28 protein-coding genes are annotated in these 23,750 nt (G+C 62.7%); 11 read left to right on the top strand and 17 right to left on the bottom strand.

Annotated features, from left to right (window positions below; genetic code table 11):
• Window positions 1-8: 8 nt before the first annotated feature.
• The 10 genes from GE253_RS17020 to GE253_RS16975 all read right to left on the bottom strand — a co-directional run bounded on the left by GE253_RS17020 (window position 9) and on the right by GE253_RS16975 (window position 7,656).
• The gene (locus GE253_RS17020; protein WP_153205338.1) at window positions 9-455 is read right to left on the bottom strand and encodes a PIN domain-containing protein; all 447 of its coding nucleotides are present in this window, start codon (window positions 453-455) and stop codon (window positions 9-11) included.
• The gene (locus GE253_RS17015; protein ID WP_153205337.1) at window positions 452-697 is read right to left on the bottom strand and encodes a type II toxin-antitoxin system prevent-host-death family antitoxin; all 246 of its coding nucleotides are present in this window, start codon (window positions 695-697) and stop codon (window positions 452-454) included. Before GE253_RS17015 ends, GE253_RS17020 begins: the two co-directional genes overlap by 4 nt.
• A gap of 70 nt (window positions 698-767) precedes the next feature.
• Window positions 768-1,193, bottom strand: coding sequence for a nuclear transport factor 2 family protein (locus tag GE253_RS17010; protein WP_153205336.1), 426 nt, complete (start codon window positions 1,191-1,193; stop codon window positions 768-770).
• Between the two features lie 70 nt (window positions 1,194-1,263).
• Entirely contained in the window at window positions 1,264-2,160 is an 897-nt protein-coding gene (locus tag GE253_RS17005; protein ID WP_153205335.1) for a ParB/RepB/Spo0J family partition protein, read from the bottom strand.
• Window positions 2,153-2,962 carry a ParA family protein gene (locus GE253_RS17000; protein ID WP_089288747.1) on the bottom strand — a complete coding sequence of 270 codons (810 nt, stop codon included), beginning with the start codon at window positions 2,960-2,962 and terminating at the stop codon, window positions 2,153-2,155. The genes GE253_RS17005 and GE253_RS17000 overlap by 8 nt, the downstream gene beginning before the upstream one ends.
• Window positions 2,963-3,007: 45 nt before the next feature.
• Window positions 3,008-3,613 carry a 16S rRNA (guanine(527)-N(7))-methyltransferase RsmG gene (rsmG, locus tag GE253_RS16995; protein ID WP_153205334.1) on the bottom strand — a complete coding sequence of 202 codons (606 nt, stop codon included), beginning with the start codon at window positions 3,611-3,613 and terminating at the stop codon, window positions 3,008-3,010.
• 114 nt (window positions 3,614-3,727) lie between these two features.
• Window positions 3,728-5,587 (bottom strand): tRNA uridine-5-carboxymethylaminomethyl(34) synthesis enzyme MnmG, encoded by a 1,860-nt coding sequence (mnmG, locus tag GE253_RS16990; protein ID WP_153205333.1) that lies wholly within the window; start codon window positions 5,585-5,587, stop codon window positions 3,728-3,730.
• A gap of 82 nt (window positions 5,588-5,669) precedes the next feature.
• Complete coding sequence (mnmE, locus tag GE253_RS16985; RefSeq protein ID WP_153205332.1) at window positions 5,670-6,986, bottom strand: tRNA uridine-5-carboxymethylaminomethyl(34) synthesis GTPase MnmE; 1,317 nt, start codon at window positions 6,984-6,986, stop codon at window positions 5,670-5,672.
• A 44-nt stretch (window positions 6,987-7,030) separates the two neighbouring features.
• Entirely contained in the window at window positions 7,031-7,399 is a 369-nt protein-coding gene (locus GE253_RS16980; RefSeq protein ID WP_348770885.1) for a (2Fe-2S) ferredoxin domain-containing protein, read from the bottom strand.
• Window positions 7,396-7,656, bottom strand: a complete 261-nt coding sequence (locus tag GE253_RS16975) for a DUF6489 family protein (protein ID WP_153205331.1) — start codon at window positions 7,654-7,656, stop codon at window positions 7,396-7,398. Before GE253_RS16975 ends, GE253_RS16980 begins: the two co-directional genes overlap by 4 nt.
• Before the next feature lie 185 nt (window positions 7,657-7,841).
• Here GE253_RS16975 and GE253_RS16970 point away from each other — a divergent pair, with 185 nt between their 5' ends.
• From GE253_RS16970 to GE253_RS16960, 3 genes are all read left to right on the top strand, one after another.
• Entirely contained in the window at window positions 7,842-9,884 is a 2,043-nt protein-coding gene (locus GE253_RS16970) for a thioredoxin domain-containing protein (RefSeq protein ID WP_153205330.1), read from the top strand.
• Window positions 9,885-9,955: 71 nt separating this feature from the next.
• A complete protein-coding gene (locus GE253_RS16965) occupies window positions 9,956-10,651 on the top strand; it encodes a dienelactone hydrolase family protein (RefSeq protein WP_153205329.1) in 696 nt (231 codons plus the stop codon).
• Between the two features lie 109 nt (window positions 10,652-10,760).
• Complete coding sequence (locus GE253_RS16960) at window positions 10,761-11,735, top strand: quinone oxidoreductase (protein WP_153205328.1); 975 nt, start codon at window positions 10,761-10,763, stop codon at window positions 11,733-11,735.
• A 53-nt stretch (window positions 11,736-11,788) separates the two neighbouring features.
• On the opposite strand, the gene dnaQ is transcribed toward GE253_RS16960, so the two are convergent.
• Genes dnaQ through GE253_RS16935 form a run of 5 tightly spaced genes read right to left on the bottom strand, consistent with a single transcriptional unit; the run spans window position 11,789 to window position 15,490 of the window.
• The gene (gene dnaQ / locus GE253_RS16955; protein WP_153205327.1) at window positions 11,789-12,469 is read right to left on the bottom strand and encodes a DNA polymerase III subunit epsilon; all 681 of its coding nucleotides are present in this window, start codon (window positions 12,467-12,469) and stop codon (window positions 11,789-11,791) included.
• Window positions 12,462-13,136 carry a dephospho-CoA kinase gene (gene coaE, locus GE253_RS16950; RefSeq protein WP_153205326.1) on the bottom strand — a complete coding sequence of 225 codons (675 nt, stop codon included), beginning with the start codon at window positions 13,134-13,136 and terminating at the stop codon, window positions 12,462-12,464. The genes dnaQ and coaE overlap by 8 nt, the downstream gene beginning before the upstream one ends.
• Entirely contained in the window at window positions 13,133-13,981 is an 849-nt protein-coding gene (locus tag GE253_RS16945) for a shikimate dehydrogenase (protein ID WP_153205325.1), read from the bottom strand. The genes coaE and GE253_RS16945 overlap by 4 nt, the downstream gene beginning before the upstream one ends.
• 13 nt (window positions 13,982-13,994) lie before the next feature.
• A complete protein-coding gene (locus GE253_RS16940; protein ID WP_153205324.1) occupies window positions 13,995-14,609 on the bottom strand; it encodes a nucleoside triphosphate pyrophosphatase in 615 nt (204 codons plus the stop codon).
• Entirely contained in the window at window positions 14,609-15,490 is an 882-nt protein-coding gene (locus GE253_RS16935) for a pyruvate, water dikinase regulatory protein (RefSeq protein WP_089288863.1), read from the bottom strand. The genes GE253_RS16940 and GE253_RS16935 overlap by 1 nt, the downstream gene beginning before the upstream one ends.
• 540 nt (window positions 15,491-16,030) lie before the next feature.
• Between GE253_RS16935 and hemE the strand changes: the two genes are divergently transcribed.
• The 5 genes from hemE to GE253_RS16910 all read left to right on the top strand — a co-directional run bounded on the left by hemE (window position 16,031) and on the right by GE253_RS16910 (window position 20,877).
• A complete protein-coding gene (gene hemE, locus GE253_RS16930) occupies window positions 16,031-17,077 on the top strand; it encodes a uroporphyrinogen decarboxylase (protein WP_153205322.1) in 1,047 nt (348 codons plus the stop codon).
• Between the two features lie 25 nt (window positions 17,078-17,102).
• Window positions 17,103-18,152: a ferrochelatase gene (locus GE253_RS16925; protein WP_153205321.1), complete on the top strand. Its 1,050-nt coding sequence runs from the start codon at window positions 17,103-17,105 to the stop codon at window positions 18,150-18,152.
• Window positions 18,153-18,237: 85 nt separating this feature from the next.
• Window positions 18,238-18,792 carry a NifU family protein gene (locus GE253_RS16920; protein WP_153205320.1) on the top strand — a complete coding sequence of 185 codons (555 nt, stop codon included), beginning with the start codon at window positions 18,238-18,240 and terminating at the stop codon, window positions 18,790-18,792.
• Window positions 18,793-19,086: 294 nt separating this feature from the next.
• Window positions 19,087-20,181, top strand: coding sequence for a glucosaminidase domain-containing protein (locus GE253_RS16915; RefSeq protein WP_153205319.1), 1,095 nt, complete (start codon window positions 19,087-19,089; stop codon window positions 20,179-20,181).
• A 105-nt stretch (window positions 20,182-20,286) separates the two neighbouring features.
• On the top strand, window positions 20,287-20,877 hold the full coding sequence (locus GE253_RS16910; protein WP_153205318.1) for a malonic semialdehyde reductase: 591 nt from the start codon (window positions 20,287-20,289) through the stop codon (window positions 20,875-20,877).
• A gap of 27 nt (window positions 20,878-20,904) precedes the next feature.
• Here the strand turns inward: GE253_RS16910 and ddpX are convergent, their stop codons facing one another.
• Window positions 20,905-21,456, bottom strand: coding sequence for a D-alanyl-D-alanine dipeptidase (gene ddpX / locus GE253_RS16905; RefSeq protein WP_153205317.1), 552 nt, complete (start codon window positions 21,454-21,456; stop codon window positions 20,905-20,907).
• Between the two features lie 128 nt (window positions 21,457-21,584).
• Between ddpX and tsaB the strand changes: the two genes are divergently transcribed.
• Both tsaB and GE253_RS16895 read left to right on the top strand, forming a co-directional pair.
• Window positions 21,585-22,271, top strand: a complete 687-nt coding sequence (gene tsaB / locus GE253_RS16900; protein WP_153205316.1) for a tRNA (adenosine(37)-N6)-threonylcarbamoyltransferase complex dimerization subunit type 1 TsaB — start codon at window positions 21,585-21,587, stop codon at window positions 22,269-22,271.
• Window position 22,272: 1 nt separating this feature from the next.
• On the top strand, window positions 22,273-22,779 hold the full coding sequence (locus GE253_RS16895; protein WP_173012687.1) for a GNAT family N-acetyltransferase: 507 nt from the start codon (window positions 22,273-22,275) through the stop codon (window positions 22,777-22,779).
• On the opposite strand, the gene GE253_RS16890 is transcribed toward GE253_RS16895, so the two are convergent.
• Window positions 22,776-23,024: a sulfurtransferase TusA family protein gene (locus tag GE253_RS16890; RefSeq protein WP_153205314.1), complete on the bottom strand. Its 249-nt coding sequence runs from the start codon at window positions 23,022-23,024 to the stop codon at window positions 22,776-22,778. The genes GE253_RS16895 and GE253_RS16890 overlap by 4 nt on opposite strands.
• A 96-nt stretch (window positions 23,025-23,120) precedes the next feature.
• Between GE253_RS16890 and GE253_RS16885 the strand changes: the two genes are divergently transcribed.
• Window positions 23,121-23,543: a MucR family transcriptional regulator gene (locus tag GE253_RS16885; RefSeq protein WP_153205313.1), complete on the top strand. Its 423-nt coding sequence runs from the start codon at window positions 23,121-23,123 to the stop codon at window positions 23,541-23,543.
• Window positions 23,544-23,750 lie beyond the last annotated feature (207 nt).

Below are 23,750 nucleotides of genomic sequence, written 5' to 3'. Positions count from 1 at the left end.
CTTCGGCTTTAAGCGTGAAGTAGCGCCGTGAGCAAGGGGTGTTGGGGGAGGATCAGAGGGTTCACCACCGTTACACCTCCCCAGGTGAAGCCGTTCTGCAGGTCTTCCGACAGGAGCAAGCGGCACCCGCCTTGTGAGGCGGCAGCAAGAATGACAGCATCCCAAATGCTGAAGCCATGATCGGCAGCGAGGTCGGCCGCTGCCATCACAATATCAAATGATGTGGGAATGGTCTGAAAACTGTCTGACCAGCCAAGCAAAGCCTCGCGGGCCTGCATCTTGGACCGGCCCCCCTTGCGGACCAGAACGTTGAACAATTCGCCCAGAACCTGGGCGGGAATCAGAGCCGATTCTTCCGGTAATTGGCGCAGTAGCGTCAGAACGGCTTCACGTCGCACCGTATCATTCACCCCCTCCGCATAGGCGAGGATGTTTGTATCGAGCGCGATTTTCATTTCTCATCCTCGTAAAGCTCATCGCGTGTCCAATGTCCAGCATGGACAACGGGCTGAGCCTCCAGGCGAGAGAACAAGGCTGCGCGCGCGCCGGCTGCAACCTTTGTCATCTCGTCCGCCGGGATGATACGAGCAACCGGTTTACCGTGCGATGTCACCACATAGGACTGCCCCTCCCGTACCCCGCGCAGGATGTGGGAGAATTTGCGGTTGGCATCCGCTGCCGAAATAGCCTCTTCCATGGCCAACCCCGTTGGTAGTGATATTAACTACTTTACGGGAAGCTGAGTTCACGGGCAAGCAGGCCCGTACCTATTCCTGCGAACCCGGCAGCTTGCCCGGCTCCTCATAGGCGATGACGACCGCCAGCTTCCACCCGGCAACGGCATCACGCCGCAGCACATAGGAGGTGGAAAAGCGCATGATCTCCGCCCGGTCTTCACTGCGCAGCAGCCATAGCACCTCGGCCCGCGCCAGATCAGGGCCGCAGGGCCAGGCCCAAACGGCTGCAGGCACCGGCCAAGCCAGCCCGATGCCGTGATAGGTGGTGAACATCGCCTCCACATAATGCCTGACCGCCGCATCATCGGCATGGGTCAACGGATGGGCCGCCGTCAGCACCGTCAGTGGCCGATCAAACAGGGCGGTCAGGGCCGCTGCGTCATAGGCCGCGAAGGCGGTACTGTAGCGATCAAAGAAAGCCGCAACCTCGGCCCCGGTCCGATTTTCGCTGTCCATGGGTGCATCCCCCTAAATTATTGATTTTATTTCTTTACGAAAAAGGGGCACCGAAGCGCCCCTTTGGAACTCACCGCCGCAGGATACGGTTCAGCACCCCATCCAACTGATCCAGATTGCGGTAATGGATCTGCAACGTGCCCTTCGGCCCATTGGCGGACAGCGTCACCTTCAGCCCCAGCGCGTGGGACATTTCGCGTTCCAGCGCCACCGTGTCCGGTGCTTTTTCCTTTGGCGCAGGGGCAGCACTGGCCGGCTGTTCGGCCATGCGCTTCACCAGCGCTTCCGTCTGGCGCACATTCAGGCCCTGCTTGATCACCTCCTGCGCCAGGGCCAGCGGGTCGGCCGCCGTCAACAGGGCGCGGGCATGGCCCATGGACAGGCTGCCATCCTGCACCAACGCCTTTACCGCGTCGGGCAGGGCCAGCAAGCGCAGCATGTTGGCCACGTGCGACCGGCTTTTGCCAACGGCGCGGGCCAGGTCTTCCTGCGTATGTTCAAACTCATCCATCAACCGCTTGAAGCCTTCGGCCTCTTCCAGCGGGGTCAGGTCGGCGCGCTGGATATTTTCGATCAGCGCGATTTCCAGCGCTTCACGGTCCGTCAGCGTGCGGACCAGCACCGGCACTTCATGCAGCCCGGCAAGCTGGGCCGCCCGCCAGCGGCGTTCACCGGCGATGATCTCGTATGATTGCGCGCCCGGTGCCGCTGCCGGGTCTTTCCGCACCAGAAGCGGCTGCAGGATGCCACGCTCCCGCACGCTTTCGACCAAAGCGGCCAGATCATCCTCGTCGAACTTACGGCGCGGCTGATATTTGCCGGGGTGAACATGGTCGATGGGCAGTAGCCGGGTCAGGCGAACCCGATCCACCTGCTGTTCCTCCTCACCACCCGTTGCCTCACCGAACAGGGCGGAAAGGCCGCGTCCCAGGCCGGTCCGCTGCTGATGCTTTTTCGGTTCATCCATAAGCCAACTGCCGCTTCCGCTCGCGCTTCAACATCTCGCCCGCCAGATGGATATAGGCCTGTGCGCCGGCTGACTTGTGGTCATACAGCAGCACCGGCTTACCATGGCTGGGCGCCTCGGATACCCGCACATTGCGGGGGATCACCGTTTCGTACACCTTCTCCCCGAAGAAGCCGCGCACATCGGCGGCCACCATATCGGAGAGATTGTTGCGACGATCAAACATGGTCAACACCACGCCATTGATTTCCAGCGTGGGGTTGAAAGCGCGCTTCACCCGCTCAATGGTGCGGATCAGATGCGACAGCCCTTCCAGGGCATAGAATTCACATTGCAGCGGCACCAGCACGGCATCCGCCGCCGCCAGCGCGTTCAGGGTCAACAGGCCCAGGGCAGGGGGGCAATCGATCAGGATATAGTCGAAGCCGCCGGTGGATTTTTCCAGGCTGTCCTTCAGGCGGAACTCCCGGCGTTCCACGCCGACCAATTCCACCTCTGCGCCTGACAGATCGACATTGGCCGTCACCACCCACAGGCCGGGAACCGTGGTGGTCACCGCCACCTCTTCCACCGTCAGGTCGGCAAACAGCAGATCGTAAATGCCAAATTCGCGGTTGGACTGGGGAATGCCCAGGCCGGTGGAGGCATTGCCCTGCGGATCATTATCGATGATCAGCACACGCTTGCCCACCGCCGCCAGGGCGGTAGCCAGGTTGATGGTGGTGGTGGTTTTCCCCACGCCGCCCTTCTGATTGGCAAGCGCGATGATATGGGCACGGGTGGCCGGAATGGGCAGGGACATGCTCGACACTCTCGTTCAACCTCGGTTTGGCGCGCGTGACGCGGATCAGCGCGGAGAAATGTCGGACAGGCGAAGCAAAGTGCCCGCCGCGTCAGTCTGGCTGGGGAAACGCTCAATCTGCATATTCCAGGAATCCCGCACGGCGGTCAATTCATCCTCAGCGGTCTTGCCCTTTGGGAACAGGCAAACACCATCCTTTTTTAACAAGCGGTGCGCCCAAGGCAACAGCATGGTCAGTTCCGCCAGCGCGCGGGCGGAAACCACATCCGCCGGCGGCACCTCCGCTACCTCGATCCGCATGGCATGGACGGTGGCCGGTGCCCCCGTCAGCCGGGCGGTTTCCCGCAGAAAGGCTGCCTTGCGCACATCCGATTCCACCAGATGCACCGAGGGCACCCCCATGATGGCCAGCACCAGACCGGGGAAGCCGGCCCCCGATCCCAGATCGACCTGAACCTGGGTTCCTGCAGGAACCAGCTCAAATAACTGGGCGGAGTCGGCCAGATGCCGACTCCAAATATCATCCAGGGTGCTCTTGGCGACCAGATTGATGGCCGGGTTCCACTTGCGCAGTTGAGCCTCATAGACCTGCAGCTTTTCCAGTGTTTCACGTGAAACACTGAAACGGGCCTGGAACTGCGCCGGGGTCATCAGCATCCTCTAAGGCAATGGAACGGGGGCCAGCGATAGCGAAGCCAGCCCCCCGCCGTCAAGCGATCAAGCGATCAAGCGATCAAGCGATCAAGCGATCAAGCGATCAAGCGATCAAGCGGCTGTATGCCGCTTCCTCACATGGCGCAACAGGGCGGTCAGCGCTGCAGGCGTCATGCCGGGAATACGGGCAGCAGCCCCCAGGGTAGCCGGCTTGGCATTGCGCAGTTTCTGCCGGATTTCGGCAGAGAGGGAGGCGATGCTGTCCGGGTCCAGATCCGTCGGCAGTTCCAACGCCTCATCCTTGCGGAAGGCGCGGATATCGGCTTCCTGACGGTCCAGATATCCGGCGTACTTGCCGTCGATTTCCACCTGTTCGGCAATGTCTGGCGACAGACTGTTCAGTTCCGGCCAGACCTGGCAGAGACGGGGGAAATCAATCTCAGGATAGCGCAACAAGTCCAGCGCCGTCCGGCGGACGCCATCCTTGTTAATATGCAGCCCGTGCTTTTCCAGCTCGTTCGGGGTGGCCGACAGGCCGGTGACCAGGGCGCGCGCCTCAGCCAGCGCCTGCTTCTTGCCCGCCCAATGGGCGGCACGCTCGGCGCCGATGACGCTGATGGACAGGCCCCGGTCGGTCAGCCGCTGGTCGGCATTATCCGCGCGCAGCAACAGGCGATACTCCGCCCGGCTGGTGAACATGCGGTAGGGCTCGTTGGTGCCGCGCGTGATCAGGTCGTCGATCAGCACCCCGATATAGGCTTCCGCCCGGTCCAGCACGAAGGGGGCAGAACCAGCGACGGCCAAGGCGGCATTGATGCCAGCGATCAACCCCTGGGCCGCCGCTTCCTCATACCCGGTCGTACCATTGATCTGCCCAGCCAGGAACAGGCGGGGCAGGCGGCGTGTCTCCAGCGTGCGGGTCAGCTCGCGGGGATCGATATAATCATACTCGATGGCATAGCCGGGCCGGATCATCCGCACCTGTTCCAGGCCGGGGATGTGCTTCAGGATTTCCAGCTGCACATCACGCGGCAGGCTGGTGGAGATGCCGTTGGGGTAAACCGTGTCATCATCCAGTCCCTCCGGTTCCAGGAAAATCTGGTGCCGGTCCTTGTCGGCGAAGCGGACAATCTTGTCTTCCACGCTGGGGCAATAGCGCGGGCCAATGCCTTCGATCTGGCCGGAATACATCGGCGCCCGGTGGATATTCTCCCGGATGATGCGATGCACCGCCTCCGTCGTATAGGTGATGGCGCAATCGATCTGCGGTGTGGTGATGGCACGGGTAAGGGTGGAGAAGGGCGGCGGCGGCATGTCACCCGGCTGTGCCTCCAGCCCGGCCCAGTCAATGGTCTTGCCGTCCAGCCGGGGCGGCGTGCCGGTCTTCAACCGGCCCAGGGTAAAGCCCACCCGTTCCAGCGTGTCGGACAGGCCCAGGGCCGGGGCTTCGCCCACACGGCCAGCGGGAATTTTCTCTTCACCAATATGGATCAGGCCGCGCAGGAAGGTGCCGGTGGTCAGCACCACGGCACCGGCGCGGATGGTTTCGCCCGTCGCCGTCACCACACCGGCGCAATGGCCGGCGGCGTCGATCACCAGATCTTCCACCGCTGCTGCGATGATGGTCAGGTTTTCCTGCGCCGCCAATGCTGCCTGCATGGCGTTGCGGTAAAGCTTGCGGTCAGCCTGGGCGCGGGGGCCGCGCACGGCGGGGCCCTTTGACCGGTTCAGGATGCGGAACTGGATGCCGCCCTGGTCGGTGACGCGACCCATCACCCCATCCAGCGCGTCGATCTCCCGCACAAGATGGCCCTTACCCAGGCCACCGATGGCCGGGTTGCACGACATCTCGCCAATGGTCTCGATCTTGTGGGTCATCAGCGCGGTGCGGGCACCCGCACGCGCCGCCGCAGCGGCAGCCTCGCATCCCGCATGGCCGCCGCCAACCACGATCACATCATAGTTCTGCATGGGGCGGAAAATACGGCGAAATGGTTCGGCTGTCAAAGCGGCGGGTGCGCATGGGTCATAGCGCGCCGCCGCTGGGGTGGGGCTATTTCCCAATACAGAAATCCCGGAAGATCACATCCAGCAATTCTTCCACATCCACCCGCCCGGTGATGCGACCCAGGGCGCGGGCGGCGAGGCGGACATCTTCGGCGGCCAGTTCGGGCAGGGGGGCGGAGAGCGCCCGCTGCAGGTTCTCCCGGCATTCCTCCAGTGCTGCCCGGTGACGGGCGCGGGTCAGCGCCGGGGCACCGGACGGGGCGTAGCGGCGGGAGACTTCATCGGTCAATGCCTGCAGCAGCGCCGGCACCCCGTCGCCGGTGCGGGCGGAGACCTGCAGCACCGGCTGGGCGGAAAGCGGCGGCGTGGCACCCGGTTGGTCGGCCTTGTTCATTACCAACAGCGCATCCGCATCGGCCAAGGCCAGCGTCGCCGGGTCGGGATCGGACAGGCCATCGAAGACCAGCAGCTTCAGGTCCGCCTTGGCCGCCCGGTCCAGTGCCCGGCGGATGCCTTCGCTTTCCACCTGATCGGCGGCATCGCGCAGGCCCGCCGTGTCGGCCAGCAGCACCGGATAACCGCCCAAATCCAACTGCACCTCAATCACATCGCGCGTCGTGCCGGCCTGGTTGGAGACGATGGCCACATCGCGCCGCGCAATCGCGTTCATCAGGCTGGATTTACCGGCATTGGGCGCCCCCAGAATAGCGATGGAAATGCCATCGCGCAGCCGCTCCCCCCGGCCCTGATCGGCCAGATGGGCAGATAGCTCCTCCACCAATGTCAGCACCACCGGGCGCACCGCATCGGACAGGCCGCCGGGCAAATCCTCCTCGGGGAAGTCAATATCGGCTTCCAGATGGGCCAGCGCACGGGTCAGCCGGTGACGCCAGCCCTCGTAAAGCTGGCCCAAGGCGCCTTCCATCTGGCGCAGGGCCTGGCGGCGCTGCGCGGCGGTTTCGGCGTCCACCAGATCGGCGATGGCCTCGGCCTCGGTCAAATCCAGCTTGCCATTCTCAAAGGCCCGGCGGCTGAACTCCCCCGGTTCAGCCACCCGCAGACCCAAGCGGGTGAGCGCGCTGGTGGCCGCCGTCAACACCGCCCGCCCGCCATGCAGATGCAGCTCCGCCACATCCTCACCCGTAAAACTGGCCGGGCCGGGGAACCAGAGCAACAGGGCCTTGTCGAACAGCTCCCCGGTCCCCGGGTCGGTCAGGCCCGCCAGCCGGACCATGCGCGGGCGGGGCAGGGTGCCGGCCAGCGCCTGCAGGGTGGGGCCTGCAGCGGGGCCGGAAATCCGGATCACCTGTACCCCGGCACGGCCGGCGGCAGAGGCCAGGGCAAAAATAGTATCGGCCTGCATCAGCGGTGTTTCACGTGGAACATGGAGGGGATCGGTGGGAAGGCTCAGCCCTGACGGGCGGCAATATCTTCGGGCTTCTTGTCTTGCGGCTGCAGCATCAACCGTTCCACCCGCGCCCCTTCCACCAGATGGGTCTGCAGGATCTCATCAATGTCCGCCTTGTCGCGGAATGTGTACCAGACCCCTTCCGGATAGATCACCAGACACGGCCCCAACTCGCAGCGGTCCAGACAGCCGGCATTGTTGATACGCACCTGCTTGCCCAGACCCAGGCCGGTGGCCTTCTTCTTCATATAGTCGCGCAGTTCGTCGGCACCCTTCTCGCGGCAGCAGCCACGGGGGTGGCCCGGCTCCCGCTCATTGGTGCAGCAGAACACATGGGCGCGGAAATACAGGGCGGGATCGTCGGTCACCTTTTGCCATCCTTCGGCCCGGTGCCCATGGCGTTGGACATCTGCGACCACATCAATTTCTGGAGCTGTTCAAAGCCCTGCAGCCCCATGGGCAGCCAGGTCTTGAACATGGTTTCCGGGTCCATGGCGGCGATATTGGCGGAAAGCTGATCCTGCATCTGCCGCATCAGCGCCTGTTGCATGGGCTGCACATCGGGCAGACCCATGAAGGTCCGCGCCTCCTCCGGTGTGCAGTCGATATCGATCGTCACCTTCATCCCGCACCTTCCGCCCTGTTGCCGGCGCGACGATGTGCGCCGGCCATGTTCCCGTTTCGACTGGATTTTTCCCGCACCCTGGGTTCAACACAAGGATAAACTAAATGAGAGTCATGGGCCTGACGCGTTTGTCTGGCAGAATGGCCTGAAAAGAGCAAAGGCGTGGCAGCGCCCAGGAGAGAACAATGTCCACACAGACCAGCAGCACCAGCGGCAACCGGCTGCGGGAAGAAACCAGCCCCTATCTTCTGCAGCATAAGGACAACCCTGTCCACTGGCTGGCCTGGGGGCCAGAGGCGCTGGCCAAGGCCAAGGCGGAGGGGAAACCCATCCTGCTGTCGGTCGGCTATGCCGCCTGTCATTGGTGTCATGTGATGGCGCATGAGAGTTTTGAGAATCCCGCCATTGCCGAGCTGATGAACCAGCTGTTCATCAATATCAAGGTGGACCGGGAGGAGCGACCGGACATTGACCAGATCTATCAGCAGGCCTTGGCGCTGCTGGGGCAGCAGGGCGGCTGGCCGCTGACCATGTTCCTGACCCCCGATGGGCAGCCCTTCTGGGGCGGCACCTATTTCCCGCCGGAGGCCCGCTGGGGCCGTGCCGGTTTCCCCGATGTGCTGCGCGGGGTGGCGGCAACCTATGCCAGGGAACCGGACAAGGTTCAGCGCAATGTCGCAGCATTGCGCGATGCCATGTTGCGGCTGGCCCAGGGCCGGCCGGGCAGCGATGTCGGGCCCGATGCGCTGGTGCAGGTGGCGGGGCAGTTGGTGCGGGAAATCGACCCGCGCTGGGGCGGCATTGGGGAGGCCCCGAAATTCCCCCAACCCTCCATCTTCGAACTGCTTTGGCGGGCCTATCGGTTGAGCGGCAAGCCGGAATTCAGCGCCGCCGTCACCCATACGCTGTCCTGCATGGCGCAGGGCGGCATCTATGATCATCTGGGTGGCGGCTTCGCCCGCTATTCCACGGATGAGATGTGGCTGGTGCCGCATTTCGAAAAGATGCTCTATGACAATGCCCAGCTGGTGGAGCTGATGGCCCTGGTCTGGGCGGAGACGCGCAACCCCCTGCTGGCCACAAGGATCGAAGAAACCATCGGCTGGGTATTGCGGGAGATGGTGGCCGAAGGCGGCGGTTTCGCCGCCACCCTGGATGCCGACAGCGAGGGGGAGGAAGGTCGCTTTTATGTCTGGACCCGGTCGGAAATCCAACGCCTGCTGCCGGCCGATGATCTCGACCTGTTTTGCCAGACCTATGGCGTGACGGCAGAGGGCAATTGGGAAGGTCATAATATCCTGACCCGCATGGGGCAGGCGGGGCTGGCCGATCCGGCGACGGAAGAAAGGTTGGCCCGCTGCCGCGCCATTCTGCTGCAGGCCCGTGCCGACCGGGTGCGGCCCGGCTGGGATGACAAGGTGCTGGCCGACTGGAACGGGCTGATGATCGCCGCCATGGCCAAGGCGGCGGTTCTGTTTGAGCGGGCCGACTGGCTGGGGGCGGCCCGCACCGCCTTCGCCTTTGTCAGCAAACAGATGACCCGGCCCGATGGGCGGCTGTACCATAGCTGGCGAGAAGGCCGCGCCCGGCATGATGGCACGCTGGAAGACCATGCCAACATGGCCCGCGGGGCCACGGCGCTCTATGAGGCCACCGGGGAACGCCGTTTCCTGGATCAGGCGGAGCGTTGGGTCAACCTGATCGAGAAGCATTTCCATGATGAGGCCGATGGCGGCTATTTCGTTACCGCCGACGATGCCACCGGGCTGATCATGCGGCCGCGCCATGCCCATGATAATGCCGTGCCTGCAGGTAATGGCACCCTGGTCGGGCTGTTCAGCCGCCTCTGGTCCATCACCGGCAAGGATGAATATCGCCAGCAGGCCGACGCCCTGATCACCGCCTTTGCCGGGGAGGTGGGACGCAACTTTTTCCCGCTGGCAACCTATCTGAATGGCATTGACCTGCACCGTAACGGCATCCAATTGGTGCTGATCGGGCAACCAGGGGAGGCAGGGAGGCAGGCCCTGCAGCAGGCGGCCAACAGCCTGTCATTGCCCAACCTGATCAGTCTGCATTTTTCACCGGGTGAAGAAATTCCCCCCGGACATCCAGCCACTGGAAAGGCTATGGTTAACAATCTGGCGACGGCTTACGTATGTCGTCAGCAAAGCTGTTCGTTACCCGTGACGGGGCCCGAAGAACTGCGTCGCCTGCTTGGGGCGTAAATAGTCGGGGCCCTTATGTCAGTGCTTTCATCCGACGCTTTTTCACCACCTCCTTGTGAAGGATTTTTCCCATGACCGAGGTCACGATCCAGGCCAATGATGGCGGCAGCTTCAATGCCTATCTTGCCGCCCCTGCCGGGGGCAAGGGCGCAGCGATCATCGTTATTCAGGAAATTTTCGGCGTGAACGCCAACCTGCGCACCATTTGCGACAAGTACGCAGCGCAGGGTTATTTCGCCATTGCCCCCGACCTTTTCTGGCGACAGGAGCCCGGCGTTTCCATCACCGACCAGACGGAAGAGGAATGGCAGAAGGCCTTCGCCCTGTATCAAGGTTTCAATGAAACAAAGGGCGTGGAAGATCTGGAAGCCACGCTGGAATTCATCCGCGCCCATCCCGGTGTCAGCGGCAAGGTGGGTTCCGTCGGCTTCTGCTTGGGCGGCAAGCTGGCCTTTCTGATGGCCACGCGAACGGATGCCGACGCCAATGTGAGTTATTATGGGGTGGGGATCGAGGGTAGCTTGGGCGAAGCTTCCGCCATCGTGCATCCGCTGCTGATGCATATTGCGGAGAAGGATGGTTTCGTGCCGCCGGAGGCGCAGGCCAAGATCCGCGAGACACTGGCCAGCAACGCGCTGGTGGAAATCCACACCTATGAAGGCCAGGACCATGCCTTCACCCGTATCGGTGGCAAACATTATGATGAGCGGGCCGCCACCATCGCCCATGGCCGCACGGCGGAATTCTTCGCCAAGCATCTGGCGTGATGATGAACGACACGCCCTGTGATGATCATCGCAGAGGCTGAGTGTTCCCGCTTGCATGATCAGGGCCGGCCATTGTGCCGGCCCTTTTCTTTTCCGCAGGAGTGAAGTGATGACCCATGCCATCCGCGTGCATAGCCATGGTGGGCCGGAGATGCTGCGCTGGGAGCCCGTGACCGTCGGCAAGCCTGCAGCGGGGGAGGTGCTGATCCAGCACAAGGCGGTGGGGTTGAACTTCATCGACGTCTATTTCCGCACCGGGCTCTATGCCGCCCCCTTACCCTTCACCCCGGGCATGGAAGGGGCGGGCCGGGTGCTGGCGGTGGGGCCGGGGGTGGATTATCTGGCGCCGGGTGACAGGGTCGGCTATGGCAATTCCCCCCTTGGCGCCTATGCCGAACAAAGGCTGATCCCGGCAGAGCGCTTGATCAAGCTGCCCGACTGGCTGGATGACCAGACGGCCGCCGCCATGCTGCTGCAGGGGCTGACGGCGCAATATCTGTTACGCCAGACCTATGTGGTGAAGTCGGGCGACACGATCCTGATCCATGCCGCCGCCGGCGGGGTGGGGCTGCTGGTCTGCCAATGGGCCAATGCCTTGGGCGCCACGGTGATTGGCACAGTGGGTTCAGCAGAGAAGGCAGCCTTGGCGCAGGCCCATGGTTGTCACCACACCATCCTCTATCGGCAGGAGGATGTGGTGGCACGGGTGCGGGAGCTGATGGGCGGGCAGGGCGTCGATGTGGTCTATGACAGCATCGGCAAGGATATGTTTGACCGCAGCCTGGATTGCCTGAAACGGCGCGGCCTGATGGTCAGTTTCGGCAATGCCAGCGGGGCGGTGTCCCCCGTGGATATCAGCATCCTGAACAAAAAGGGCGGGCTGTTCCTGACCCGCCCGTCACTTGGCCATTATGCCGCGACCAGGGCGGAGATGCTGGCCATGGCTGACGACCTGTTCGCCCTGGTGAAAGACGGCACGGTGAAGGTCAACATCAATCAGCGTTTCGCCCTGCAGGACGCGGGCGAGGCGCATCGGGCGCTGGAAAGCCGAGCAACGACGGGGGCAACGGTGATGGTGGTGTGACTTACACCCCATTTCCGAAATAAGAACAGAGAAGGTGTTTCACGTGAAACACCTCACTCGGCCAGCCAAAGCGGTGCCTTGAAGCCCTTGATGAAAGCCTCATGCGCCGCCAGCTCTTCCGGCGTCGGCGCATGAGGGCGGGGGGGACGCGCCACGCGGTTGATCACCACCGGCCCGCTCTCCGTTGCCTGCACCGAAGGGCCTCCCGCCAAGACCAGATCAGGCTGACGGCCACCCATCAGCTCCAGATAAACCTCTGCCAGCAACTGGGCGTCGAGCAGGGCGCCGTGCAGGGTGCGGTTGGAATTGTCGATCTCAAACCGACGACACAGCGCATCCAGGCTGGCCGGTGCGCCGGGGAAGCGTCGGCGGGCGATCTTCACCGTATCGATCACCGGATTGGTCAGCTTAGGCATCCCCAGCCGCGCCAGCTCCGCATTCAGGAAACCCATATCGAAACTGGCATTATGGATCACCAGCCTGCTGTCGCCGATGAAATCCAGGAACTCGCCCACCAGTTCGGCAAAGACCGGCTTGTCAGACAGGAAGGCGGCGGAAAGGCCGTGAACCGCCTCCGCCTCTGCAGGCATGTCGCGTTCGGGGTTGATATATTTGTGCAGCACCTTGCCGGTGGCGACATGATTGAACGTCTCCACACAGCCCAGCTCCACCAGCCGGTCGCCATTCAGCGCATCAAGGCCGGTGGTTTCGGTATCCAGAATGATCTCACGCATGGGGCTTTTTCCAGCAGCTGAGGAAAGGGGAGATGTGATCATGGGGCTGGCGACGCGGGGGCCAGACCCGGCCAGTTGGCTGCAGACGCAGGGTCTTAACGATATGGGCCAGATGGCGGAAAGTGACAGCACGGCCCAGGCCGGTCGGCACCGTATAATCCGCCAGTCGCCGTTTCAGCGCATCCGGCATCTGCCGGGCCAGGATGCGATCCAGCTTCACCACATCCATGCCGGGCCTTGCCAGCACCCGCGACCGCTGCAGGAAGCGGGGGGCGGAGACGACCAGCACCTGATCCACCCGCGCCCGGCCGCCGGTTTCATAAAGCAGCGGAATATCCATCACCACCAGCTTCATACCCCGCTGCGCCTGCAGGCGCAGGAAATCGCGCGATGCCTTCTGCACCAGCGGATGCACAACGGCTTCCAGCCGCCGCAGGGCGGCTTGGTTGCCCAGCACGGCGGCGGACAGGGCCACCCGGTCAACCGAGCCATCCCGCACCGCCTGCGGAAACAGTGCCTGGATGGGGGCGACAGCTGCACCGCCACGGGCATAAAGCCGATGCACCGTAGCATCGGCGTCATGCACCGGACAGCCCAGGCGACGCAGCATCGCGGCCGCCGTGGATTTTCCCATGCCGATGGAACCGGTCAGGCCCAGAACGATCATGCAAGCCCCAGCACATGCCGGCGCAAATCATCCGTCACCTGCGGATCGGTACCAAACCAAGCGTGAAAGCCGGGCCGGGCCTGATGCAGCAACATGCCCAAACCATCGACAACGGCATTGCCGCGATCCATGGCTGCCTGCAGCAGGGGGGTGATCAGCGGGGTATAGACAATATCCGTCACCAGGGCGGTATCCGGCAGGGAAGACAGGTCAATCTGCAGCGGCGGCTGCCCCTGCATCCCCTGGGTGGTGGTATTGACCAGCAGGGCCGCCCCCTGCAGGGCTTCCGCCCGGTCTTGCCAATCCAGCACCTGCAGACGCGGATCAGCCAGATCGCTGGCCAGTTCTTCTGCCCGCGCGCGGGTACGGTTCAACAGGCGGATGCCAGGGGCGCCGGCATCCAGCAGGGCCACGGCCACGGCACGGGCGGCACCGCCAGCCCCCAGCACGACACTGGCCCCGGAACCGACCTGCCACCCTGCAGGCGCGCCGGCCTGCAGGCTCTGCCAGAAACCATACCCATCGGTATTGCGGCCCTCCAGTGACCCGTCGGGCAGGACCAGCACCGTATTCACTGCCCCAATACGCCGGGCGCTGTCATCCAGCCGATCCACCAGCCGGAACGCCGCCTCCTTATGCGGCACGGTGACATTGCAGCCGCGAAAGCCCAGGGCGGGCAGGGCGCGGAGAGCCTGTTCAATCCGGTCCAGTGGTACCGCCAGTGGCACATAGGCACCATCAATGCCATACTGGTTCAGCCAATATCCATGCAGCAACGGGCTGCGGGAATGGCCGACTGGCCAGCCCATCACACCTGCCAGCAACGCCTTGCCGGTCACCATCATCAAAGTCCCTTTGTTAAACCGGCAGCAGACGCCGCACGCGCAGGAAATCCAGCAGGGGCAGCAAGGGCAGCCCCTGGATGGTGAAATGATCACCCTTTACCCTGCTGAACAATTGGGCGCCCAACCCTTCCAGCATATAGGCACCGGCACAGCCAAGCACCGCGTCACCCGCCAGATCCAGATAGCGTTCAATGAAGCCATCCGACAAAGGCCGCATGGTTAGTTCCGCCTGATCTATATGGTGCCAGACGCGGGCGCCATTATGAAAAACCACGACGGCGGAATAGAGCCGGTGGGTACGGGCCGACAGGGCGCGCAGATGCTTGAATGCATCGGCGCGATCAATCGGCTTGTCATACCAGACACCATCGCATTCCAGCATCTGGTCGGCGCCGATGACATAGGGACCGGTATATTTGCGGGCCAGCTTGGCCGCCTTCAGGTCGGCGAGAGCCTCGGCCACCTCCGGCGGGCGCATCCCGGCGGCCTTGCCGGAATGTTTCATCTCTTCCTCATCCACCCGCGCAGCCTCGGCATGGACCTCCAGCCCGGCCGCCTCCAGCATCCGGCGGCGCGACGGGCTGGCGGAAGCCAGGATCACCGGTTCGGCTGACAGAAAGGCCGACATCAGGCTTCCTCCTCAGTCTTGCCTGCAGGGGCGGAGGGGGCGGCGGCCACGGCGACCCCGTGCGGCATCAATTGCGGACGGCGGCGGGACAGGATCATCATCACCTCTGCCGCCGTCTCCTCAATCGAACGGCGGGTGACGTCGATCACCGGCCAGCCCTTGCGGGTATAGAGCCGGCGCGCCTCCATCAATTCTTCCCGCACCTTTTCCGGATCGACATAGGAGGTGTCGTCACCCTGGTTCAACAGGCGCAACCGGTTGCGGCGGATGGCCACCAGCCGCTCGGCATCCTTAGTCAAACCGACAATCAGCGGCCGGCTCAACAGATCCAGTTCCGGCGGCAGGGGGCAGCCGGGCACATAGGGGATATTGGCCGCCTTGATGCCGCGATTGGCCAGATAGACGCAGGTGGGCGTTTTCGACGTACGGCTGACCCCCACCAGAATGACGTCGGCATCATGCAGACCCCAGGCGCTCTGCCCGTCATCATGGTTAAGGGCGAAATCCATCGCATCGATACGGTCGAAATATTGCGCGGTCAGCGCGTGCTGGCGGCCGGGCTTGCTCTGGCTTTCCAGCCCCAGATAGGCTGCCAGCGCATTGATCAGCGGGTCCAGCACGGGGATACAGGGAATCCCCAGTTCCCGGCAGGTTTCCTGCAGGCGGCGGCGCAGCTTGTCATTCACCAGGGTGAACATGACCATGCCGGGATTCTCCCGGATGCCATCGACCACCATGTCCAGCTGCCGCTCGGTCCGCACCAGATTCCAGAAATGTTCGACCGGTTCGGCCTGTTCAAACTGGCTGGTGCAGGCGCGGGCAACGGAGTTGATCGTTTCCCCCGTCGCATCGGAAACCAGATGCAGGTGGAAGCTGCGCACATCCCCCGCCGGTTTGGTCGGGGTGGCGGGCAGGGGGCGGATGGGCGGCGGCGGGGTTGTCGGCATCTGCAGGGGACCATCCTGGGGACAAAGGGGAGTGCATATGTGAACAAGTCGGCAAAATGCGCCAAGCCCTCGATTCAATCAAGGTAAGCCCGGATTCCATGAGTCCGCTTGCTGGACGGGGGATGAGTTTCGCAGACCCATGGGTGAATCAAGGACGAATCGGGCCTGACAGCACTTTTATCCCCAGAATCCGCAACCTCTGCGAAACAAGGATTTCCCTGGAAAATGAACCAATCGTGCGCACGCTTTTCCACAGAACTTTTCCACATCCGAAATGGGCCTTCCAGGCTGTGGACAAAGATGCGGACAAATGGGAATTACCGTTATTCACAGGCCCTACTTCTTACCTCCATCCTAACTAAAAAAATAAAGAGTTATAGGGAAGGGATGGGATAAGGTCGGGCGGAGACCCCGAGATTGGGAACCCGATGTCGGGCAAAACCCGGCGTAATCGTGTGCAGCCGAGAAGACGAGATGACGCTCAAGCCGATGCTGGCCGCCCTGGCCGGACAGACCCAGACCCCGCCGCCCTTCTGGCTGATGCGTCAGGCAGGGCGTTACCTGCCGGAATATCGCCAGGTCCGGGCGCAGGCCGGTGGATTTCTCGATCTGTGCCTGAACCCGGAACTGGCCTGCGAAGTAACGCTGCAGCCGTTGCGCCGCTATGGCATGGATGCCGCGATCCTGTTCTCCGACATTCTGATCATCCCCTGGGCCCTGGGACAGGGGCTACGCTTCGCCGAAGGGGAAGGCCCGGTGCTGGACGCCATCCGCGACGCAAGCGGTCTGGCGGCGCTTAAACCGGAGGGAATGCACGACAGGGCAGCCCCCATCTATGAAACCGTGTCACGCATTCGGGCTGCCCTGGATGACCGGACGACCCTGATCGGGTTCGCCGGCTCCCCCTGGACAGTTGCCTGCTACATGGTGGAAGGCGGCGGATCGAAGGAATATGCCAAGGTCAAGCGTTTCGCCTATACTGATCCGGCCGGGTTTGACCGGCTGATCGATATTCTGGTGACGGCCACCGTTGATTACCTGTCTGCCCAGGTGAAGGCCGGGGCCGAAGTGCTGCAGCTTTTCGACAGCTGGGCCGGCGCGTTGAGTGCGGCCGATTTCCAGCGCTATTCGGTGGAACCGACCCGACGCATCGTTGCCGCACTGAAGGCCCTGCATCCGACTGTGCCGATCATCGGCTTTCCACGCATGGCCGGGCTCAACCTCGTGTCCTATGTCGAACAGACGGGCGTGGATGCCGTCTCGCTCGACCCCTCGGTCCCGCCGGAATGGGCAGCCGCCCACCTGCAGGGCAAGGTGGCGGTGCAGGGCAACCTGGACCCGGTGTTGCTGCTGGCTGGTGGGGCGGCCCTGGAACAAGCGGCCCAATCGCTGATGGATCAACTGGGCCACGGGCCCTTCATCTTCAATCTGGGCCATGGCATCATCAAGGAGACGCCGCCGGAGCATGTGGCCCGGCTGGCGGGCTTGATCCGCGACTGGCGACCTGCGACAAAGATGTGATCCCTTTCCGGAAACGGTCTGCCTTATGTCGCACTATCCGTCTCCCCGCTGGCGTGTTGCCGTGGTGCTGCTGCGTCACGGGATGCCAGTGCGTCGGGCAGATGTTTTCCCCTACCTGCAGCGCCTGCTGACGGCTTTCCAGCCTGGAACATCGCCCTGGCGCCGCTGGCTGCGGGCGCGGCTGGCCGCGTGGAGTTGGCGTGACGGTGACCTGTTCCCTGCCGAGCCGGATGCCGGCCCCTGGCTGACCGCGCTTGAAGAGAAACTATGGGATCAGGGGGATGTGCGCCTGTTTCAGGCCCCGCTGCATGATGATGCGGCGATGAGCCGGGTGGTGGATGAGGTGGTGGAGTGGCAGGCGGATGAAACCCTGCTGCTGCCCGCTGATCCGTTTTACACGTTGACCCGCAATGGCCATGCCATGGACGCCTGGCGCCGATTGACGGCCGCTGCAGGTTTCCGCAAGGCCAGCCGCAGCCTGTGTTGCCATCCGACCGATCCGCTGATGCTGCGGGCCTTGGTGCATCGGATCGCGCCGGTGCTGGGTATGGCGGCCCTGCAGGGCCGGCCGCAACTGTTGATCGCGCTGCCCTGGGGCCTTGGGGCGACTGACGGCGATCCAGCCTTCTGGCAGGCTGAACAGTTGGCGCGTGAATTGTGGCCGCTGCTGGGTCTGCAGCCCGGCTCGGTAACGCTGTGTCAGTTGGCACTGCGCGGTTTACCCTTGCCATCTCCGGCCATTCCCACCCTGAATGCGGCATTGGAACGTTTCGCCGGCCTGGCTGCACCGGTCATATTGCTTTCTTTCACCCCCTTGCCTGCAGGCCTGCAGGGCTGGGCGGAAAAGCTTGGCATCCGACAGCTTCAGCTGGTTGGGCCCGGCGATCCGGCCTTGGAAATGGCGTGGCAAACCCATCTGGTACGCCAGGGCCGGGCAGGACATCAGGGTATCTGTGCCGGCTTCGGCGCGCGGCAATGTTCAGGAGACCATAGCCTGTGCCCTTACCGCAGCCCTGCCGTCTTTGCTCCCTCTGCTGCAGGGCTGCAACTGGCTGCCATGCGTGAGCGGGCTTGATTAAATCGGCAAACAGTCCCACTTTTGGCAGCAAAACTGGTCCATATCCCGGCACTGCCGGGGGACGCCATGGGAATTGCCGTCAATGTTCATCCAGACCGAAGAGACCCCGAACCCCGCCACGTTGAAGTTCATCCCCGGCCGGGATGTGCTGGGCAGTGGGACGGCTGATTTCACGGAAAGCCAGGATGCGGCCACCCGCTCCCCGCTCGCCGAACGGCTGTTCGCGGTGGATGGGGTGACCCGTGTGTTTCTGGCCAGCGACTTTGTCACCGTCACCAAGTCCGACGGGCGCGACTGGTATGTGATGAAGCCCGGCATCCTGGGCGCCATCATGGAACATTTCGCCAGCGGCCGCCCGGTCCTGCTGCAGGCCCAGGCCGATGATAACCAAGTGAATGAGGATGACGACGAGATCGTCGCCCAGATCAAGGAATTGCTGGATACCAAGGTGCGCCCGGCCGTCGCCCAGGATGGTGGGGACATCACTTTCCATGGTTTTGAACGCGGTATCGTTTATCTGACCATGAAGGGGGCCTGTGCCGGTTGCCCCAGCAGCACCGCTACCCTGAAGTCTGGGATCGAAAATATGTTGAGGTACTACATCCCAGAGGTTGTCGAAGTACAGCAAATCAGATAAGGTTTGCGCGACTGCCAAAATTTGAACTAAATTGGCAGGCAAATGCAGTGCCGGAGGGCGAAGCCCTTTCGGGGTCTTCAGGCCCCGCCGGCACCTCTTGATCGGTGGCTGAGGCCCAGGAAGGGCGTCGCCGGCAGGGCGTGTGCATTTGCATTCGGCCGGCCCTTATTTCGGGCGTGATCGGCCAGTACGGAGTTTGCTCCGGCACCGGGAACTGGGAGCCACACCCCATATCCAAACGATATGGCGGGCGAACTGTTCCCTTCGGCTTGGACAGTAAGGGGTTTAAATTCAATGCAGACAGACGCGAACGAGGGCCGCACCGGCCCCCGCTATACGGCTGTTTGTGCCGTCTTCCTGCTGATTACCGTCATCATTCCTTCTACTGTTTTCACCTGGGCATCCGGGCGGACACTGGAGGCGACGGCGCGGGAATTCATCCTTCCAGTTTTACGCCCGGCTACGGCTTTTGCCGCTGTTCCGGTGTCGGTGCCGGCTGAAAAGCCGGCCGGGGGGGATGAGGCCAGGATCGTTCAACAGGCCTTTGCGCTGGACGCGCGGGGCGCGTTGGATCTGTTCCAGCAGCGCGATTACCATATTGACGGCGTTCGCAGCGGTGAGCTGCAGGTGCCGCGTCTGGTGCTCAGCGATCTGCCCCTCGGCATAAAAAAGCTGGACAGCACGGATGAACGCAAGGCCGTCTTCGTAAAGACGCTGTTGCCGTTGATCCTGCTGACCAATGAACAGGTTCTCCATGACCGTGATCGTCTGCAGAAGCTGGCGGCCCAGAAGGCGGCAGGCCATGCACCCTCCCAGCCCGACCGCCTCTGGCTGGCTGAACTGGCGGGTCGCTATGGGCTGAAGGCGGATGGCGAGGTCAATGTGAAGGCGCTGCTGCAGCGGGTCGATGTGGTGCCGGTTTCCCTGGCCCTGGCCCAGGCAGCGGAAGAAAGCGGTTGGGGTACCTCCCGCTTCGCCCAGAAGGGCAATGCGCTGTTCGGTGAATTGACCTGGAACGCCGAGCATGAAGGCATCGTGCCGCGCAATCGCCGCCAGGGGGAAACCCATCGCTACCGTTCCTTTGATGCGCCCAAGGCCAGCATCGAAAGCTATGTTCAGAATCTGAATACCCACCGCGCCTATGCCCAATTCCGGCAGGTGCGGGCCAGCCTGCGCGCCCAGGGCAAATCGCTGGACAGTCTGCAGCTTGCCAATTCGCTGGTAAGCTATTCGGAACGGGGCAATGATTATATCCGCACCATCCGGTCGCTGATCCGCGCGAATGAGTTGCGGGATTTCGATAATGCCGTGCTGCGGGATGACGGTATGGAACTGGTGGTCAATCCGGGCAAGAGCAGCGGCATTGTGGAAGCATCATTGCGGCGCTGAAGGCTTGCCGCCTGTCTGCAGGTTCCGTCATATAGGGGAGATTGGTTTTTTTGATAAACCGTTTCCCCGCCGTAATCCGGTGACACCCAACAGACGGGATGCAAGATGAGCCATACCCTTGATCAGGCCGGCGCTGAGCTGCTGTTCACCCAGGCCCGCACCCATAATGCCTGGCTGGACAGGCCGGTGGATCCAGCACTGCTGCAGCAGATCCACGATTTGTTGAAATGGGGGCCGACCAGCGCCAATTGCAGTCCCTTGCGTGTGCTGTTCCTCGCCAGTGCGGAAGCCAAGGAAAAGCTTCGGCCTGTCTTGTCGCAGGGCAACCTGGCCAAGACCATGGCGGCACCCGTGGTGGCCGTGCTGGCCTATGACAACCAGTTCTATGACCATTTGCCGCGGCTGTTTCCGCACACCGATGCGCGGTCCTGGTTTACCGGCGATCCGGCGGTTGCGGCGGCCACGGCTTTCCGCAATGGCACCCTGCAGGCCGGCTATTTCATTCTGGCCGCCCGGGCGGTGGGGCTGGATTGCGGACCGATGTCGGGCTTCGATGCCGGTCAGGTCAATGCCAGCTTCTTCCCCGATGGCCGCTATCAGGTGAATTTCCTCTGTAATCTGGGCTATGGCGATCCGGCTGGGCTGCATCCCCGTAGCCCGCGCTTCGACTTCGCGGATGTTTGCCAGATTCTGTAAGGGATGAATGGGGGCCGGCCCCTTCCGTTACATCAGCGCCGGCCCCATCGCCGCATCCTCCACCAGCGGATAGGAGGCGGCGTCGGGCAATTGGTAATGCCACCATTCAAAGACGTAATGCTGCCAGCCGGCCGCCGCCATGATGCCCAGCAGCAGGGCGCGGTTACGCTGTGCCGTGACACAGATGCTGGTATCGCCATGATAGGCGATGGGCCGCATATCATCGAAATCGGTCCCCATCTCCAGCAGGCTGCCCTCAGGTGTTGCCAGGGTCAGATCAATGGCCACTCCACGCCCATGGCTGGACCCGATGCGCGGGTCGGCGATGAAGGTGGGATCGGGCAGCGCATTCCACAAAGCCCATTGCGCCGCCGGTGGCCGATAGGCATCGAAAATATGCAGCCGCAGCCCCTGCGCTGCAGCCAGTGCAACCGCGACCTGCAGCCGTTCGGCTGCCTGCGGATGCAGCAGGCAGAGCGGCCGCGCGAAGATGGGCCTTCCCGTCAGATTATCCGCCGTGGCATAGCGAAGATCGAGATCGACATCGAAGGTCGGCGGGGCAATGGTCACGAAGGGCATGAGGCTGCAGGCTCCGGGCTGGTCTGGTCCCCTTTTGCGGCAAAAGGCGGATCATCGCCAGGGTGCTGTGCCGTCCATGTCATGGGAAAGGGTGGCCCGATGGGGCCGTTGATGGGAATGGATTGGGCATGATCACCCTGGGGCTGGATACGGCGACCAGCGCCTGCGCCTGTGCGCTTTGGTCACAAGGCGAAGAACGGGCCCTGGCCGTGCGGGCGGAGGAGATGCAGCGCGGGCAGGCCGAACGTCTGGTCCCGCTGGTGCAGGAGACCCTGCAGCAGGCCGGGCTGGGCTTTGGTGATATTGCCCGCATCGCTGTCACTGTCGGCCCCGGCACCTTCACCGGTTTGCGGATCGGTCTGGCGGCCGCGCGCGGCTTCGCCCTGGCCGCCAATTGTCCCCTGATCGGTGTCACCAGCCTGGAAGTGGCGGTGGCCGGCCTGCCCCCAGCCGCTGCAGGGCTGCAGGCCCTGGCCGCCATTGAAAGCCGCCGGGAAGAGCTGTTCCTGCAGCCCTTTGCCGCCGACGGAAAGCCGCTGGCTGAACCGGTAGATATGGCACCGCGCTTGCTGGCTGATTTTGCCGCCCGGCTGTTCCAGCCACAACCCCTGGTCATTGTCGGCGACGCTGCACAACGTGCGGCAGAGTCACTGGGGCTATGGCCAGCGGGTCTGCAGGTGGTCACCACCCATGGCGGGGCGGAGGCGCTGGCCGGTGCCCGCATCGCCGCCCGTCTGGATGCGGCGGCCATTGCCGGGCGGCCGGCTGATCCGCTGTACATCCGCCCACCCGATGTCACCCTGCCGGGGCGATAGAATGGCGGTCAACATGCAGATTGTGGAAGCAACGATGGCGCATCTGCCGGTGCTGGATGTTCTCCAGCAGCAGGCTTTCGCTGATCCGCACATCAGTGGTCCGGCATGGACGGAGGCCGCCATTGCCAGCATGTTGGGAATGCCGGGTGTCACCACCCGTCTGTTGCATAACCATGATCAGGCGATGGGCATGGCCATGTGGCGCGCGGTGGCGGATGAGGCGGAACTGCTCACTCTTGGGGTGCTGCCTGCCGGGCGGGGACAGGGCCTGGGCCGGGCCTTGATGCTGGATGGTGTGGCACGGCTGGCACCCTGGGGTGTGGAAACGATTTTCCTGGAAGTTGCCGTCAACAATCTGGTCGCCATCCAACTTTACCAGGGACAGGGATTCGCCATCGTCGGTCGCCGGCGCAATTACTATGGCACCGCTGCCGCAAGTATTGACGCTCACGTCATGTCTTTGCATATTTCCGATCGGAAACGGTTGTCCAATGAGCAGAACAGTTAGTTTCTCCTGATAAAAATACGATGTGGGCCAGTAAGATCAGCTGGATTTTCCGGTTGAACTTCGCTCACCTCATATCCATGTTCCCGCAGACTGGCGGGAACATTCTGCAGCGGTTCGCCGTAATTCAGCCTTACTTCAAGGATTTGACCCTGCGGTAACCTCTCAGCAGCAAGTTTTGTCCGCACGAATGTCATCGGACAAACAAGGCCCGTGATGTCCAGAAAATGATCCACAGTGTTTTTCATCAAACGCCGTCCTCTTAACGCGCTTTAAAACGATATTGCACATCACCTGAATAAGACTTATATCACCAGTGAGTTCCTTGTCCGGAGCAAAGATACATGAGCAGCGTTTCCTCCCAGCCCGAACTTTTGTCTCTCACCACAGAGATTGTCGCGGCACACGTCTCCAATAATACAGTGGCGATCCACGATCTACCTGCCCTGATCGAGCAGGTTTATCGCACCTTGTCCAACGTCGGCACCGAGCCGGTGGTGGTGAGCGAGAAGCCGCAGCCTGCCGTGCCGATCAAGAAGTCGGTGACGCCGGAATATATTGTCTGCCTGGAAGATGGTAAAAAGCTGAAGATGCTGAAGCGCCATCTGAAGACTGCTTATAATATGTCCCCCGAAGAATACCGGGATCGTTGGGGCTTGCCGGCCGACTATCCGATGGTCGCCCCCAATTACGCCAAGCAGCGTTCCCGCTTGGCCAAGCAGATCGGTCTGGGTACCCGTGCACGTCGCCCTGGCGAGGAAGAGTGATCCTTTATTTGATCGGCGTGGGTATTTTTGCTCCATGATCGCTTTTAACGGCCGTAAGCAGATATGCTTACGGCCGTTTCGTTTATACCCAGGCGGTGTGCGCTGGTGTGCATCGCTGGCCTCCCAGGGTCATAGGGGCTCGCCCCTTGGAATTTTTCCAATCTCCCTGGATCGGTCACGATCGAGGCAGCTTGGAGGCCGGTGACC

Origin of the sequence: Niveispirillum sp. SYP-B3756 (genome assembly GCF_009495745.1) — a bacterium.
Taxonomy (GTDB): Bacteria; Pseudomonadota; Alphaproteobacteria; order Azospirillales; family Azospirillaceae; genus Niveispirillum.
Note: the sequence above shows the minus strand (reverse complement) of the source record. Positions and strands in the feature narration are given on the sequence as shown.

Excerpts from the sequence above, each read along its gene's own strand:
- GE253_RS16970 (WP_153205330.1), top strand. The coding sequence starts at position 7,842 with ATGTCCACACAGACCAGCAGCACCAGCGGCAACCGGCTGCGGGAAGAA.
- GE253_RS16975 (WP_153205331.1), bottom strand. The coding sequence starts at position 7,656 with ATGAAGGTGACGATCGATATCGACTGCACACCGGAGGAGGCGCGGACC.
- hemE (WP_153205322.1), top strand. The coding sequence starts at position 16,031 with ATGACGCTCAAGCCGATGCTGGCCGCCCTGGCCGGACAGACCCAGACC.
- GE253_RS16965 (WP_153205329.1), top strand. The coding sequence starts at position 9,956 with ATGACCGAGGTCACGATCCAGGCCAATGATGGCGGCAGCTTCAATGCC.
- GE253_RS17015 (WP_153205337.1), bottom strand. The coding sequence starts at position 697 with ATGGAAGAGGCTATTTCGGCAGCGGATGCCAACCGCAAATTCTCCCAC.
- GE253_RS16925 (WP_153205321.1), top strand. The coding sequence starts at position 17,103 with ATGTCGCACTATCCGTCTCCCCGCTGGCGTGTTGCCGTGGTGCTGCTG.
- ddpX (WP_153205317.1), bottom strand. The coding sequence starts at position 21,456 with ATGCCCTTCGTGACCATTGCCCCGCCGACCTTCGATGTCGATCTCGAT.
- coaE (WP_153205326.1), bottom strand. The coding sequence starts at position 13,136 with ATGATCGTTCTGGGCCTGACCGGTTCCATCGGCATGGGAAAATCCACG.
- GE253_RS16915 (WP_153205319.1), top strand. The coding sequence starts at position 19,087 with ATGCAGACAGACGCGAACGAGGGCCGCACCGGCCCCCGCTATACGGCT.
- GE253_RS16940 (WP_153205324.1), bottom strand. The coding sequence starts at position 14,609 with ATGTCGGCCTTTCTGTCAGCCGAACCGGTGATCCTGGCTTCCGCCAGC.
- GE253_RS17005 (WP_153205335.1), bottom strand. The coding sequence starts at position 2,160 with ATGGATGAACCGAAAAAGCATCAGCAGCGGACCGGCCTGGGACGCGGC.
- GE253_RS16960 (WP_153205328.1), top strand. The coding sequence starts at position 10,761 with ATGACCCATGCCATCCGCGTGCATAGCCATGGTGGGCCGGAGATGCTG.
- GE253_RS16885 (WP_153205313.1), top strand. The coding sequence starts at position 23,121 with ATGAGCAGCGTTTCCTCCCAGCCCGAACTTTTGTCTCTCACCACAGAG.
- GE253_RS16895 (WP_173012687.1), top strand. The coding sequence starts at position 22,273 with ATGGCGGTCAACATGCAGATTGTGGAAGCAACGATGGCGCATCTGCCG.
- mnmE (WP_153205332.1), bottom strand. The coding sequence starts at position 6,986 with ATGCAGGCCGATACTATTTTTGCCCTGGCCTCTGCCGCCGGCCGTGCC.
- tsaB (WP_153205316.1), top strand. The coding sequence starts at position 21,585 with ATGATCACCCTGGGGCTGGATACGGCGACCAGCGCCTGCGCCTGTGCG.
- mnmG (WP_153205333.1), bottom strand. The coding sequence starts at position 5,587 with ATGCAGAACTATGATGTGATCGTGGTTGGCGGCGGCCATGCGGGATGC.
- GE253_RS17000 (WP_089288747.1), bottom strand. The coding sequence starts at position 2,962 with ATGTCCCTGCCCATTCCGGCCACCCGTGCCCATATCATCGCGCTTGCC.
- GE253_RS16945 (WP_153205325.1), bottom strand. The coding sequence starts at position 13,981 with ATGATGGTGACCGGCAAGGCGTTGCTGGCAGGTGTGATGGGCTGGCCA.
- GE253_RS17020 (WP_153205338.1), bottom strand. The coding sequence starts at position 455 with ATGAAAATCGCGCTCGATACAAACATCCTCGCCTATGCGGAGGGGGTG.
- dnaQ (WP_153205327.1), bottom strand. The coding sequence starts at position 12,469 with ATGCGTGAGATCATTCTGGATACCGAAACCACCGGCCTTGATGCGCTG.
- rsmG (WP_153205334.1), bottom strand. The coding sequence starts at position 3,613 with ATGACCCCGGCGCAGTTCCAGGCCCGTTTCAGTGTTTCACGTGAAACA.
- GE253_RS17010 (WP_153205336.1), bottom strand. The coding sequence starts at position 1,193 with ATGGACAGCGAAAATCGGACCGGGGCCGAGGTTGCGGCTTTCTTTGAT.
- GE253_RS16920 (WP_153205320.1), top strand. The coding sequence starts at position 18,238 with ATGTTCATCCAGACCGAAGAGACCCCGAACCCCGCCACGTTGAAGTTC.
- GE253_RS16910 (WP_153205318.1), top strand. The coding sequence starts at position 20,287 with ATGAGCCATACCCTTGATCAGGCCGGCGCTGAGCTGCTGTTCACCCAG.
- GE253_RS16890 (WP_153205314.1), bottom strand. The coding sequence starts at position 23,024 with ATGAAAAACACTGTGGATCATTTTCTGGACATCACGGGCCTTGTTTGT.